Source organism: Nitrosospira multiformis (assembly GCF_900110185.1).
GTDB classification, from domain to species: domain Bacteria; phylum Pseudomonadota; class Gammaproteobacteria; order Burkholderiales; family Nitrosomonadaceae; genus Nitrosospira; species Nitrosospira multiformis_A.
Window position 1 is genome coordinate 164554 of the sequence record NZ_FOCT01000005.1, and the last position, 13774, is coordinate 178327.

Below are 13774 nucleotides of genomic sequence, written 5' to 3' on the forward strand. Positions count from 1 at the left end.
GTTGGAACTGTATCAGTTCTCAAACCAAGCTTCCGATGAGGAATTTCGGTTTTACTGCTTTTAGTAAGCCTTGATATTCGACACCTCTTGACCCTTAGGGCCGGTTGTCAAGTCGAAAGTGACCGCGGGTTCGTGCAATGAGCTCAAACTATATTTCACAACAATCGCTGTATTTTTTAGTAGCAAGACATTGATTAATAGATCGAGCTACAGGCGGGGGTAGAGGTGAAGATCAGGCAGCATACCAAAGCACGGCGAAGTAATGGCATGTGGTGCCTGTCAGAACAAAGAGGTGCCAAATTAGGTGAGCGTACTGCAAGCGGGAATCGATAGCAAAAAAAACTACTCCGACAGTGTAAGACAATCCTCCCGCAATCAACCAGAGCAAGCCAGGTGTTGGCATGTTGGCAATCAATAGATCTGCGGTAATCACAATCATCCACCCCATGAACAGATAAAGGCTGGTGGATAAAATGGGGAAGGAGGTTCCATAGAAAACCTTCACCACTACTCCTGCTGCAGCAAGACTCCATATAATTGAGAGAAGAATCCAGCCCCATACGCCATGAAGTATTCCTAGCGTGAACGGCGTATATGTACCAGCGATAAGAAGAAAGATTGCGGAATGCTCAAGGACGCGAAATACGCGCTTGGTCTTGCCTATGGGCAACGCATGGTAGAGGGTAGAAGCAAGGTAAAGAAATATGGTCGTCGCGGAGAAAAGGCTGGCACCAATGACAAACCCGGCGTTTCCATGCCGTGCAGCTTGGGTGATGAGAAAGGGAGTTCCGACGAGTGCTGCGACGAGACCAATGCCATGGCTAATGCTGTTCGCAATTTCTTCCCCTTGTGATTGCTGACGCCTTAGCCGGACAAGGGTCATGATTCGAACACTCGCATGTTGCTCAGGTTGATCTTGTTGTCTCTCTAATAACTCACCTTAAATGTCGAACTATCTTTCGGCCGGGTCTTGCAATGATTGTAAAGTCTTGTCGTGGCCATATTGGCTCACCAGCCATTCTGGTACCTTTTGGCGATAGGTTCGCGCCGTTTCCGGTAATAAAAATCCTCGGAAGATACCCAGAAGTTCTTTATAGGTCAGAATAATTACAACTGCAAGCTCATGCTAAGGAATGAAAGACAACTTCTGCTTTCAGGAACTGACAGAATTGGAGAGAAAGTGAGCCCATTGATGGACCGCTATCCTAGGGGCTGGCGTGACCGTGACAAGCAGAAACCAGAATCTGAGCCAAATTTTCTCCCAACCTCAGCAGCATTCCCTCCACGAAGCTCTATCCTACCGAATCAAGCCCCTTGCCAGATCGACCTTTATGTCTTTTACCGCTTCAAGTCCCACTGCAATGCGCAGCAAGCCCTCGGTAATGCCAGCTGCATCCCGGTTTTCCTGGCTGATCCGCCCATGCGTGGTAGTGGCAGGATGGGTAAGGGTGCTCTTGGCATCCCCCAGGTTGGCGGTGATGGAAATCATGCGAACGGAATCTACCACCCTCCATGCCGCTTCTCTTCCATTCTTCAATTCGAATGAAACGATTCCACCTCCGGTTTTCTGCTGACGGCTGGCAAGCTCGTACTGCGGATGCGATGGCAAACCGGGATAATGGACTTTGGCTACACCGGGCTGCGCTTCCAGCCAGCGCGCAATTTCCAGCGCATTTTCGGAATGCCTTTCCATCCGAAGGTTCAGGGTTTCCATGCCTTTCAGGATCACCCAAGCATTGAACGGACTCAGGCTCGGCCCGGCAGTGCGCAGAAAACCGAATATTCCCCCGTCCATCACCAGATCGCGCTTGCCCAGCACCGCGCCGCCCAATACCCGGCCCTGACCCTCAAGATATTTGGTCGCCGAGTGAATCACGAGGTCTGCACCCAATTCCAATGGACGTTGCAGCGCGGGGGAGCAGAAGCAATTGTCCACGGCGAGCCACGCGCCCGCCTTCCTGGCTACGGCTGCAAGCGCGGCAATGTCGGAAATCTCGGTCAGCGGATTGGAGGGCGTTTCCATGAACAACAACCGGGTAGCAGGTCTTACCGCTGCTTCCCAGGCAGAAACATCCGTAGCGGAAACAAATGTCGTTTCGATGTTGAAGCGCTTGAGGATATTGTTGAACAGGCTGACGGTCGCACCGAACAGGCTGCGCGAAGCCACGATATGGTCTCCTGCGCGCAGGAGTCCCATAGTGCAGGCAAGAATGGCTGACATGCCTGAGGAGGTGGCAACACAGGCTTCCGCGCCCTCCAGGGCGGCCAGTCTTTCCTGAAAAGCGGTAACCGTGGGGTTGGTAAAACGCGAATAGATATTACCCGGTTCCGCATCGGAAAAGCGTGCTGCCGCCTGGGCGGCACTGTCGAAGACGAAACTCGAAGTAAGGAATAAGGCCTCCGAGTGTTCATTGAATTGGCTGCGATGTATGCCCGTATGCAGCGCCAGTGTTTCCAGCTCAAAATCGTCAGACATGCCCGACATCTCCCTCAAATTCCCCCAATAAAAAACCCGTTCAGCTTTCGCTAAAAAACGGGTTTTCCCGCTTTAGCTGAATTTATACTGCGCCCGCAAGCTGAAGATCAAATCGGCGCCCACCCTGAAGGTACGCTCGGTACCTACTTTTGTCAAATCTTCATTAATTCGCTGTCACGAGGTTCAGGTCGAGTTGCGTGCTGGAACGTCTCTCCGCGAGAGGAGCGCCACCACTGCGTTGCGCCTCCAGGACAGCCAAGTATTCCGGCGTTACATCCCCGGTAATGTAGCGTCCGTCGAAACATGAGGTCTCATACTGCGAGATCGACGGATTGACGCGGCGTACATCTCTAATGAGAGAATCGAGTTCCTGATACACCAGATAATCGGCGCCAATTTCCCGGCATATTTCCTCGTCGTCCCGCCCCGTGGCAATGAGTTCGTGGCGCGTAGGCATATCAATGCCATAAACGTTGGGAAACCGCACGGGGGGTGCAGCAGAAGCAAAGAATACCTTGTTCGCGCCGGCTTCCTTCGCCATCTGGACGATTTCGCGGCTGGTAGTGCCGCGTACGATCGAATCATCGACCAGCAGCACATTTTTTCCGCGAAACTCCACACCCATGGCATTGAGCTTCTGGCGGACCGATTTACGACGCAACTGCTGGCCCGGCATGATAAAGGTTCGCCCGATGTAGCGGTTTTTTACGAAGCCTTCACGAAAACTTATGCCCAGGCGATTGGCAAGCTGCAAGGCACTGGGACGGCTGGAATCGGGAATCGGAATGACCACATCGATATCGAGATGACCCATCGTGGTTTTGACTTTATCGGCCAGACTCTCTCCCATGTTGAGCCGAGTTTCATAGACTGAAATCCCGTCTATGACTGAATCCGGGCGGGCGAGATAGACATACTCGAAGATGCAGGGATTGTGCGAGGAGTTGGACGCGCACTGCTTACTGTAAAAATTGCCGCTGTCATCAATAAAAATTGCCTCGCCCGGTGCAACATCCCTCACCAGCTTGAATCCCAGGGTATCGAGCGCCACACTCTCGGACGCTACCAGATATTCCGTCCCATGCTCCGTTTCCGCGCATCCGAACACGAGGGGACGAATACCATAAGGATCGCGAAATGCGAGCAATCCGTAGCCTGCAATCATTGCTATGACGGCGTAGGCGCCTTTGCAACGCTCGTGCACGCCGGATACGGCGGCAAAAATAGCGGCGGGATCGAGCTGGTGGTTTTTCGTGCTCCTCTGCAACTCGTGCGCCAGCACATTAAGAAGCACTTCCGAATCCGAATTGGTATTGACGTGCCGTAAATCCTCGCGGAACAACTCGTCGTTGAGCTGTGCGGAATTGGTCAGATTGCCGTTATGCCCGAGCACGATTCCGAAGGGCGAGTTGACATAAAACGGCTGCGCTTCTGCAGGAGACTCGGCGGAACCGGCGGTGGGATAACGCACCTGACCGATCCCCATGTTCCCAAGCAAGGCGCGCATATTCCGCGTGCGGAACACGTCGCGCACCAGGCCGCTGTTCTTGTGCATGTGGAAGGTATTCCCCTGGGCGGTAACAATTCCGGCCGCATCCTGCCCACGATGCTGAAGCACCAGCAACCCATCGTAGAGTAACTGGTTGACGGGAGCATGCGAAACTAAACCCAGAATTCCACACATGAATGCACTCCGCAAAAATGACTTAGATCAACGCTATACGAAAAGTTGCACGAGTTCATTGAGTGGAATCCGGCGCATTCGGTTTACTGCCCTATTGCTTGCGCTTCAGTTCCGCATAGTGGATACGCTTGGACAAATCCTGCGGCAACCATGGCAGCACTACCATTGCTGCAGCCTCCAGGTGCTTGCTCAGTACTGCTTTTCGCCAGAAGGGCTCTTGCGGCACCGCGGTAAGACCTGCTGCCAGCACGATTACCAGCACCACTACCAACCCTCGGATAAAACCGAACAGGGAGCCGAAAAATCTATCGGTGAAACCCAATCCTACCGTCTGGACCAAAGCCGAAGTCAGCATGGTCACGAGACCCATCGCCACCAGGGTTATCAGGAATAATGCAATGAAAGCCAGCAGGATACGCAGCGATTCTCCGCCGATCGTTGAAGGCACCATGGGCGCGAATCCTGCGGCAAAGGAATTCGCTACCATGAATGCGACTATCCAGCTGACCAGGGATAATATTTCGCGCACGACACCACGCGATACGCTGAGCAGGATGGACATAATCAGTATGGCCAGTACAGCGTAATCGAAGCCGGTCAGATCACCGGTAAACATGGCAGAAACACGATGTGTCGTATGTAAAGGGCCTCATGATCCTCACCTACTTTTCTGTAACCACACCTTCGAATCCCAGGTTCTTCAGTTTTTCCCGTGTTTTCTCAGCCTCTTCGCGCGTGGCGAAAGGACCGACACGCACGCGGGTTACTTCCTCCTTGCCGGATTTCACGATTTCAGTATAGGCGGAGAAATTCTGTGAAGCGATCTTTTCCGATTGCCGTGCCGCTTTTGCTGACGTAGAAAAAGCGCCTAACTGCACCACGAATGATGCTTCCCGCGAAGCAACCGGGGGAGCGTTTTTACTGGTCATTTCCGCTCGGGAAGCGGCGGGAGCGGTGTTTGTAGCCGTCGCTCCGCTCCGCGGAGCAGCAGGCGCAGGGCTTGCACTGGCCTTTTCGTTAATGGAGGCAGGCGTCTCCCGAGGGGGTACAGTCATTATATTCTTGCCGGATATCCCATCTGCCTGCTCCGCCCCACCCTCAGCCTGAGGCATGGATGAAGCGGCTGCGGGAGGCGTATTTACGGGGAAAGCAGATTCGGCGGCAAGCTCTTCCACTGAATCCTCAGATGGAATGTGTATATCGATTTCATGACCGCGCCGATCGGGCTTGCTGTCAAGGATCATCGGCAATACCACCACTGCCGCGGTTGCCAGGACGATTGCGCCGACCAGACGTCGTCTGGCGCGCTTTCTTAGCTGAATCTCTTCTTCGGTGATGGTTTTTGCCATTAGATATCGGGAAATCTACCTGCGCTCAATTCTGTTCTTTAACACTTCAGCCACGGTATGGAATGAGCCGAAAACACAAATTCTATCATTTCTCGCTGCCTGCTCACAGGCGTAGGCATATGCCTCGGATGGATTGCGGAACTTGCGGATGGTATGCGCGGCGACTTCACCTGCATTCCCCGCAAGCGGCTCGGCGATTTGCAGCTCCTGGGCAACGTGCGCCGCGACTTCGTCCGCCGTAGCGCCTCTTGGAGCGTCAATACCCGATACCAGCCAGACATCCACGCTGGACCTTAACTCCCGTACCACCCCGGCGATATCCTTATCCCCGAGCATGGCAAATACCGCGTATGTTCTGGGATAACGCTCCATGCTATCGAGGCTGGCGGCCAATGCGCGCGCTGCGCCTGGATTATGGGCAACATCGAGCACCGTGACCGGCTGTCCAGGCAACACCTGAAACCGGGCTGGCCAAACCACTTCCAGCAAACCATGGCGAATGTCGCTCAAGGTGACCGGCAATATATCTTTCAGGGAATCCAGCGCGGCGAGGCACGCACTGGCATTTTTCAACTGATAGGCGCCGCGCAAGCCCGGATAAGGGAGTGCGTGCCTGCTCTCGCCGTTCCGCCAATAGCTCCAGGACTGTGGAGCGGTTGAATAACCGAAGTGCTCCCCGATATGCATGAGGTCGGCGCCGATCGATTGCGCATGACGGCGCACGCTTATGGGCAGGTCCGGTTCGGAACAGATTGCCGCCTTCCCCGACCTGAAAATTCCGGCCTTTTCGAATCCGATCTGTTCACGCGTGTTGCCCAGATAATCCATATGATCGAAATCCACGCTGGTAAGGACCGCGCAATCGGCCTCGAACACATTGACCGCATCCAGCCGCCCGCCCAATCCCACCTCCAGAATTGCAACTTCCACTTCGGCCTGACTGAACAAGTACATGGCGGCCAGTGTGCCAAACTCGAAATAGGTCAGGGATACGGCGCTATTCATCCGTGCCGCTTCAACAGCGCGGAAAACCTCGCACAGTTCATCATCGCTTGCTTCCTTCCGGTCGATTCGCACACGTTCGTTATATCGCAGCAAATGGGGCGAGGTATAGCATCCGACACGATATCCGGCATGGCTCAGAATGGCTTCCAGCATCATGCATGTCGATCCCTTCCCGTTGGTGCCTGCAACGGAAATGATGGGAAATGAAGGCTCAAGCCCCAGTTCCTCCTGGACGCGCCGTATCCGCTCCAGGCCCATCTCGATAGCTGTGGGATGCATGCGTTCCAGGTAGTCCAGCCACTCTGGCAGCGTTGCGGAAGCAAAGGAGAAAGTGCTCATGCCCGCGATGGCACGGTAAGTGTGGTTACGCGTCGAGTGAAAATGCTCAGGGTGCGGGAGGGGAAACGTGCATCAGCAACGTACACAAATTGGCGACCTTGTCGCGCATGCGGCGGCGATCGACGATCATATCTATCGCTCCATGCTCCAGCAGGAACTCGGAGCGCTGAAATCCTTCCGGCAGGGTCTGCCGCACAGTCTGCTCGATCACCCTCGGTCCCGCAAAACCGATCAGGGCCCCTGGTTCAGCAATCACTACATCGCCGATGAAAGCAAAACTTGCAGACACACCGCCCATGGTAGGGTCCGTCAGGACCGAAATAAACGGGAGTCCTTCGCGGCTCAGCCGGGTCAGTACAGCAGTGGTTTTGGCCATCTGCATGAGCGACAGCAGGCCTTCCTGCATGCGCGCACCGCCACTCGCTGCGAAGCATACAAAGGCCAGACGCCGGTCGACACACGTTTGCACACCCCGTATGAAGCGTTCGCCGACGACGGACCCCATCGACCCCCCCATGAAACCGAATTCGAATGCTGCGACAACGACGGGAACTGTCTTGACGCTGCCCTGCATTACCACCACGGAGTCATCTTCGTTAGTCTCCTTTTTCGCCTCCGCCAGCCTGTCGGAGTAACGCTTGCTATCCTTGAATTTAAGGGGATCGAGTGGATGAATTTCCGCCCCGATTTCGCGCCGATTCTCGGGATCCAGAAACAGGTCGAGCCGCACGCGCGCGGAAATCCGGTTGTGATGACCGCATTTGGGGCAGACATTGAGATTGTTCCCCAGATCGGAATAGTAAAGCACTGCCTCGCAGGAGGCGCATTTGCTCCACAATCCCTCAGGCACCGCTTTCTTTTCACCGCTTTCCTTGCGCTTGATTTTGGGCGGAAGAAGTTTCTGAAACCAGCTCATAAGTGTGTAAGTTTAACGGCGGCTGATGGTGCAGGACTTGCTGCATCTATTGCAATTCGCAGGCTTTTTACCAGACGATGGACATTTGTTAACACCTCCGCCTTGGGTGACCTTTCAATTTCTTCGATGATGCGGCTTCCCACCACCACCGCATCGGCAAGCTCCGCCACTGCCCGGGCGGTTGCGCCGTCACGTATGCCAAAGCCCACCCCAATGGGAATGGAAATACGGGAACGTAGTCCGTCGAGTTTCTCAGCCACGTCATGCAAATCGAGGTGAAGCGAACCGGTAACGCCTTTCAGCGAAACGTAGTACACATATCCTTCCGCCAGGGACGCCACCCGCTCGACGCGCCGCTGTGGCGTAGTCGGAGAAAGCAGGAAAATGGGAGCGATATTCTGACGTTTCAGGTATTCCACCCACTCCACCGATTCCTCCGGAGGATAATCCACAATCAGCACGCCATCCACGCCGCACGCTTTTGCTCTTGCCGTGAACGCATCGTAGCCCATTGCTTCGACCGGATTGGCGTAGCCCATCAGCACAACCGGCGTGCTGGAATCACTTTCCCTGAATTCTTCCACCATTGCCAGCACATCCTGCAACGAAACGCGATGCTTCAGCGCACGCTCGGAAGAACGCTGAATCGTTGGCCCATCCGCCATCGGATCGGAAAATGGAACACCCAGCTCGATGACGTCGGCGCCAGCCTGCACCAGTTCATGCATCAGTGGGACCATCATTCCGGGTTCGGGATCGCCAGCGGTAATAAAAGGAATGAGCGCCTTTCTCCGATTCTGGAGCAGTTTGCCAAACAGAGTGGAAATACGGGACATGAATGGACTTTGCAGGTTAGAAGGTGATATGCGAAGCGCGCGCAACGGTGGGCATATCCTTGTCGCCACGCCCCGACAGGTTCACCAGCAGCAACTTGTCGGAAGTAAGCGCAGGTGCGAGCCGGGCTGCATAAGCCAGCGCATGACTTGATTCGAGCGCCGGAATGATCCCTTCGTAATGGCACAGTGCGTGGAAGGCTTCCAGAGCCTGCTCGTCGGTTATTCCGAAATATTCGGCCCGTCCGCTGTCCTTGAGCCAAGCATGTTCCGGCCCTACCCCGGGGTAGTCCAGGCCTGCCGAAATGGAATGTGTTTCAACGATCTGTCCATTCTCATCCTGGATGAGGTAAGTGCGATTGCCGTGCAACACGCCGGGGCGTCCCTTCGTCAGGGTGGCGGCATGCTGATCCGTCTCCACCCCGTGTCCGGCCGCTTCCACTCCGATCATCCGGATGCTGCTGTCGAGGTAGGGATAAAAAAGCCCGATGGCATTTGAACCACCCCCCACGCAGGCGATCAGGGCATCGGGCTGCCGTCCATAATCCTCCTGCATCTGGGTTATTGCCTCGCGCCCGATGATCGCCTGGAAATCCCGTACCATCATGGGATAGGGATGAGGTCCGGCCACAGTACCGATGATGTAAAAAGTATCCGCAACATTGGTCACCCAGTCGCGCATGGCCTCGTTCAAAGCATCCTTCAGCGTGCGTGAACCGGATTCGACCGGTATGACCTCCGCACCCAGAAGCTTCATCCGGTAAACATTGGCGGCCTGCCGCTCCACATCGACCGATCCCATGTAGATGACACACTCCATCCCATACCGCGCTGCGACCGTAGCCGTGGCAACACCATGCTGGCCGGCGCCGGTTTCGGCTATTACCCGCGATTTGCCCATTCGCCTGGCCAATAACGCCTGTCCCATCGCATTATTGATTTTGTGTGCGCCCGTATGATTCAGGTCCTCGCGCTTGAGCAGGATCTGGGCACCCCCCAGCTGCGCCGACCATCGTTTTGCATGATAGATGGGAGTCGGGCGTCCCACATAATGCTTGAGTTCATGGGCGAATTCCGCTTGAAAGTCAGCATCGCTGCGATAGCGCTCGTACTGTATGCGCAAATCCTCCAGGGCCGAGATCAGCGTTTCGGCGACAAAGATGCCGCCATACGGACCAAAGTGCCCATGACTGTCCGGAAGATCATAGACTTTCACTGATTCCAACTCCTCGCATGAATGCTGCAATTTTTCCCGAATCTTTAATGCCCTTCGCGGCTTCCACGCCGCTGGACACATCTACTGCCCAAGGATGCGCCTGCTGGATCGCGCTCGTAATGTTGCCTGCGTGTAATCCCCCCGAAAGAATCAGCGGCAGCGGCAGATTGCGCGGAATCAGGTTCCAGTCGAACGCTTCTCCGGTTCCCCCCGGTTCGCCTTCCACATACGTATCCAGCAGCAAACCGATGGCTCCCGTATAAAGGGATGCGTATTGTAGCAAATCCAGCCCCGGCCTGACTCTTACCGCCTTTATATAGGGAAGTGAAAATTGCTGGCAGAACTCGGGGCTTTCGCTGCCGTGAAATTGCAGCAGGTTCAGGCCGGCAACCGAAATGCTTTCATCCACCCACCCTGCCTCAGGGTCTACATAGACACCCACTGAAGTAACGAATGGCGGCAATGCGGACACGATTCCGCGGGCTCCAGCCGGTGAAATATAACGGGCGCTCTGCTCCCAGAAGACAAAGCCCACGGCATTCGCTCCGAGATGCACTGCCGCAAGCGCATCTTCCACTCGGGTTATACCGCAAACTTTTACTCGAATCGACATATATCCCTGACTTCCGGTTTTGCGCCCGAAACCGGGTTTCCGCCACTTGTCGCCCATGATGTGAGGATAGGCGGCCTGTTCGTGCCCGGTACTATTGCGGCAAGAGGGGGCTCGACAAAAAGTGGCAGCTTCCACCTCGCATCATAGACAACCCCTGCCAAGTATAACCCGGAAGCGGAAAAAGTCGGTGCAGCTTCGCTGCGCTTCCCGTTTTCAAGCAGTTTCCCTATCCAGTCAGGACGAAATTTACCTTTACCTACATAAATCAGACAACCGACGATATTACGTACCATGTGGTGCAAAAATGCATTGGCGCGCAGCTCAAACGCAACAATGTTTCCCACTCGCGTAACTTCCAGTTTTGTCACGGTGCGCACAGGGGATTTGGCTTGGCATTCAGCCGCCCGAAAGGCGCTGAAATCGTGTTCGCCCACCAGCATCTGTGCCGCCACCTGCATGGATTCGAGACGGAGCGGCTGGTGAAACCAGCCGACTCTGTGCTGATGAAGGCCCGGCCGCACTGGATGGCTCAGTAACAGATAGAGGTAACAGCGCTCGATCGCACAGTAGCGGGCATGAAAATCGTCTGCAGTAGGGGATGCCCATAGCATGGCGATGCCGCCGGGCAGCAGCGCGTTTGCACCCCGCACCCATGCATTCATTGGTCGCTCCACCCGAGTATCAAAATGCAGCACCTGGTAGATAGCATGGACTCCTGCATCGGTTCTCCCTGCCGTCACTACTCGAATAGCCTCGCCTGCAATTTCAGACAAGGCCGCTTCCACGGCATCCTGCACGGTATTTCCCCCTGGCTGGCTTTGCCAGCCGCGGAAGTTGCTGCCGTCATACTCCAGCGCCATTGCGATTCTCACGGTAAAGCTACCATCGTGATCTTGGTGATACTTGTACCGGATCTGCCCAGGGAATTTTTGAACACGTTTCGGGAAACGGAAGTAATGACGTATAAACAGACGCTCTCCAGCCCAACAGTGGGTGCTGATTGACTAGTCCGTCATCGCCCACCGCCTTCGCACAGGCATCTGTACGAATCTTACGCTTTCCCGCTACAGAACGAGTGCCCACGGCAGCGGTTCCTCTTCTTTTTCCCGTTCATCTGTTCCAGAAGACCGTTTTTTGTGCCACTCGGCCGTATGCATCTTCACTTCCTGATCGGCTTCCCCTATTGTTATCATATTGATTTCACTGCTGTCCGGTATTCTCAGGATGAGTCCCGTCTTGAGCTGATGCATGTTGTTGTCAGAAAATGCCTCGCGGTTTGCGCGAAACAGTGCCACCAGTACCTGATTGAAGCTTGCTTCAGGAGGAAGCGCGATATTTTTTGCGATTCCTGACAGGGTATCGCCTGATTTTACGGGACCATAGATCCGATAGGACGAGTTTGACGCGGATGCTCCTGAAAGGAGCCCGGTTTGTCCTGATGAGAAGCCATCGTGCGCTATAGCCGGATCTGTTTTACCCTCTGCAGAGTCAATCCGGGGATAGCAATGCGATGCCGGCTGAGCTGACTCATTTTCCCGGAACGATGCACCCGTTTCGGCAAGGGGTAGCAAGGCAGTATATTCACGCAACAAATGTCCCGACGTCCAGTTCAACTCAATCAGGATATTCAGGAACGGTTCATCAACGGGTTGCGGAGATACAATCCGGATATAAGGCTGACCCTCCGGACGGATTTCAATAGTGGCTTTAAACGTGGATAAAAGCGGAGAATAATCGACATTTACCTTGCGGAAAACATCATATGATGCAAGGTGGGCATTCAGGGAAGATTTCTCTTCTGTTGTTACCGCCACCAGATCGATTTCTGCCTTGAACGGCTGCCCTTGCACGGAATTGACAGTGAGCCTTCCCAGGCCTGCTGCGTGACTGGCTTCCACCGGCATTATGGCGACCAGAAATGAAAAAAACAGACCGCACTTAAACCTCGACTTCTGCACGGCAGTATACTCCCAGGGAGGAATAACGTCCTATCCCTTGACGAAGATCGGGAGCCCGATCAGACATGGGCTGCATGCATGCAAGACGTGCACCCGGGTCCCGTTCGCGAAGAAAGCGAGTTACCATCGAAGGATAGGCAATCTTCAATCGGACGATTGGGGAAAAAGGATTCTCGAAAAGGGGCAGGGGAAGCTCCAGAAGATGGAAATCAGGCGGCACGATGTCTTGATCCACCGTGCGCCTTTTCCGCTTCTATCGGTTCTCAGGCCGCCACCAGAATTCTGAGCATTCTGCGCAGCGGCTCTGCGGCGCCCCAGAGCAACTGGTCTCCCACAGTGAATGCAGAAAGATACTCGCCGCCCATGGCAAGCTTGCGCAACCGGCCAACCGGTATTGTCAGCTTGCCGGTAACCGCAGCAGGAGTCAACTCTTTCAAGGTATGCTCCCGCTCATTGGGAACGACCCTTACCCAACTGTTCGAAGCGGCAAGCACGTCTTCTACCTCATCCAGCGGAACATCCTTCTTCAACTTCACAGTCAGCGCCTGGCTGTGGCAACGCATGGCCCCTACACGAACACAGATACCATCCACGGGAACCGTTCGTTCACCACGCCCCAGTATCTTGTTTGTCTCGGATTGCCCCTTCCATTCTTCCCGTGTCTGCCCGTTGCCCAGATCCCTGTCTATCCAGGGGATGAGACTGCCTGCAAGCGGCACACCGAAATTCTCGGTTGGAAAATTTTCATCACGAAGTGTTCCCGCCACTTCACGGTCGATATCGAGTATCCCGGCCGCAGGGTCATCCAGCAGATTTTTTGCCACGCGATGCGCTTCGCCCATTTGCAGAAGCAATTCCCGCATGTTCTGGGCCCCGGCGCCGGAAGCTGCCTGATAAGTCATGGCGCTCATCCATTCCACCAGTTCTTCTTTGAAGAGCCCGTTCATGGCCATCAGCATCAGGCTGACAGTGCAATTGCCTCCGATATAATTTTTTATCCCATCGTGCAGAGCCTGTTCGATAACGGGCATGTTGACCGGGTCCAGTATGATGACAGCATCATCTTTCATCCGCAGCGTGGAGGCTGCATCGATCCAGTAACCCTGCCAGCCTGCTTCCCGCAGCCGGGGAAAAATCGTGCCGGTATAATCCCCTCCCTGGCAGGAAATCAGGATATCCATGGACTTGAGCTCGTCTATATCATTCGCGTCCTTCAGCGGCGGGGCCTCCTGGCCGATGTCCGGTGCTTTGCCGCCCTTCTGCGAAGTGGAAAAGAAAGTTGGCTCAACCAATGCAAAATCATTTTCTTCCCGCATGCGTTGCATGAGAACCGACCCTACCATGCCACGCCAACCGATAAAACCGACTCGTTTCATTGATATCTC

Annotated in this window: 13 protein-coding genes; all 13 read right to left on the reverse strand. The window is 54.7% G+C overall.

The window, feature by feature from the left end; all coding sequences use genetic code 11:
* Positions 1-232: 232 nt before the first annotated feature.
* Entirely contained in the window at positions 233-883 is a 651-nt protein-coding gene (gene trhA, locus BMY01_RS07545) for a PAQR family membrane homeostasis protein TrhA (protein ID WP_074745821.1), read from the reverse strand.
* A 414-nt stretch (positions 884-1297) separates the two neighbouring features.
* The gene (locus BMY01_RS07550; protein WP_074745823.1) at positions 1298-2476 is read right to left on the reverse strand and encodes an O-succinylhomoserine sulfhydrylase; all 1179 of its coding nucleotides are present in this window, start codon (positions 2474-2476) and stop codon (positions 1298-1300) included.
* A gap of 163 nt (positions 2477-2639) precedes the next feature.
* The gene (purF, locus tag BMY01_RS07555; protein ID WP_074745825.1) at positions 2640-4160 is read right to left on the reverse strand and encodes an amidophosphoribosyltransferase; all 1521 of its coding nucleotides are present in this window, start codon (positions 4158-4160) and stop codon (positions 2640-2642) included.
* Between the two features lie 91 nt (positions 4161-4251).
* Entirely contained in the window at positions 4252-4776 is a 525-nt protein-coding gene (locus BMY01_RS07560; protein ID WP_081353825.1) for a CvpA family protein, read from the reverse strand.
* Positions 4777-4822: 46 nt separating this feature from the next.
* A complete protein-coding gene (locus BMY01_RS07565; RefSeq protein ID WP_074745828.1) occupies positions 4823-5509 on the reverse strand; it encodes an SPOR domain-containing protein in 687 nt (228 codons plus the stop codon).
* A 15-nt stretch (positions 5510-5524) separates the two neighbouring features.
* Complete coding sequence (gene folC, locus BMY01_RS07570) at positions 5525-6853, reverse strand: bifunctional tetrahydrofolate synthase/dihydrofolate synthase (RefSeq protein WP_074745830.1); 1329 nt, start codon at positions 6851-6853, stop codon at positions 5525-5527.
* A gap of 46 nt (positions 6854-6899) precedes the next feature.
* Positions 6900-7769, reverse strand: coding sequence for an acetyl-CoA carboxylase, carboxyltransferase subunit beta (gene accD / locus BMY01_RS07575; RefSeq protein ID WP_074745832.1), 870 nt, complete (start codon positions 7767-7769; stop codon positions 6900-6902).
* Entirely contained in the window at positions 7766-8605 is an 840-nt protein-coding gene (trpA, locus tag BMY01_RS07580; protein ID WP_074745834.1) for a tryptophan synthase subunit alpha, read from the reverse strand. Before trpA ends, accD begins: the two co-directional genes overlap by 4 nt.
* A 16-nt stretch (positions 8606-8621) precedes the next feature.
* Positions 8622-9818, reverse strand: a complete 1197-nt coding sequence (gene trpB, locus BMY01_RS07585) for a tryptophan synthase subunit beta (RefSeq protein ID WP_011381227.1) — start codon at positions 9816-9818, stop codon at positions 8622-8624.
* Complete coding sequence (locus BMY01_RS07590; RefSeq protein ID WP_074745836.1) at positions 9805-10431, reverse strand: phosphoribosylanthranilate isomerase; 627 nt, start codon at positions 10429-10431, stop codon at positions 9805-9807. Before BMY01_RS07590 ends, trpB begins: the two co-directional genes overlap by 14 nt.
* Positions 10416-11303 carry a tRNA pseudouridine(38-40) synthase TruA gene (gene truA / locus BMY01_RS07595; protein ID WP_081353827.1) on the reverse strand — a complete coding sequence of 296 codons (888 nt, stop codon included), beginning with the start codon at positions 11301-11303 and terminating at the stop codon, positions 10416-10418. Before truA ends, BMY01_RS07590 begins: the two co-directional genes overlap by 16 nt.
* Before the next feature lie 192 nt (positions 11304-11495).
* The gene (locus BMY01_RS07600) at positions 11496-12389 is read right to left on the reverse strand and encodes a type IV pilus assembly protein FimV (RefSeq protein ID WP_074745838.1); all 894 of its coding nucleotides are present in this window, start codon (positions 12387-12389) and stop codon (positions 11496-11498) included.
* A 263-nt stretch (positions 12390-12652) separates the two neighbouring features.
* Entirely contained in the window at positions 12653-13765 is a 1113-nt protein-coding gene (gene asd / locus BMY01_RS07610) for an aspartate-semialdehyde dehydrogenase (protein WP_074745842.1), read from the reverse strand.
* Positions 13766-13774: the final 9 nt, after the last annotated feature.

Excerpts from the sequence above, each read along its gene's own strand:
- trhA (WP_074745821.1), bottom strand. The coding sequence starts at position 883 with ATGACCCTTGTCCGGCTAAGGCGTCAGCAATCACAAGGGGAAGAAATT.
- BMY01_RS07550 (WP_074745823.1), bottom strand. The coding sequence starts at position 2,476 with ATGTCTGACGATTTTGAGCTGGAAACACTGGCGCTGCATACGGGCATA.
- purF (WP_074745825.1), bottom strand. The coding sequence starts at position 4,160 with ATGTGTGGAATTCTGGGTTTAGTTTCGCATGCTCCCGTCAACCAGTTA.
- BMY01_RS07560 (WP_081353825.1), bottom strand. The coding sequence starts at position 4,776 with ATGTTTACCGGTGATCTGACCGGCTTCGATTACGCTGTACTGGCCATA.
- BMY01_RS07565 (WP_074745828.1), bottom strand. The coding sequence starts at position 5,509 with ATGGCAAAAACCATCACCGAAGAAGAGATTCAGCTAAGAAAGCGCGCC.
- folC (WP_074745830.1), bottom strand. The coding sequence starts at position 6,853 with ATGAGCACTTTCTCCTTTGCTTCCGCAACGCTGCCAGAGTGGCTGGAC.
- accD (WP_074745832.1), bottom strand. The coding sequence starts at position 7,769 with ATGAGCTGGTTTCAGAAACTTCTTCCGCCCAAAATCAAGCGCAAGGAA.
- trpA (WP_074745834.1), bottom strand. The coding sequence starts at position 8,605 with ATGTCCCGTATTTCCACTCTGTTTGGCAAACTGCTCCAGAATCGGAGA.
- BMY01_RS07590 (WP_074745836.1), bottom strand. The coding sequence starts at position 10,431 with ATGTCGATTCGAGTAAAAGTTTGCGGTATAACCCGAGTGGAAGATGCG.
- asd (WP_074745842.1), bottom strand. The coding sequence starts at position 13,765 with ATGAAACGAGTCGGTTTTATCGGTTGGCGTGGCATGGTAGGGTCGGTT.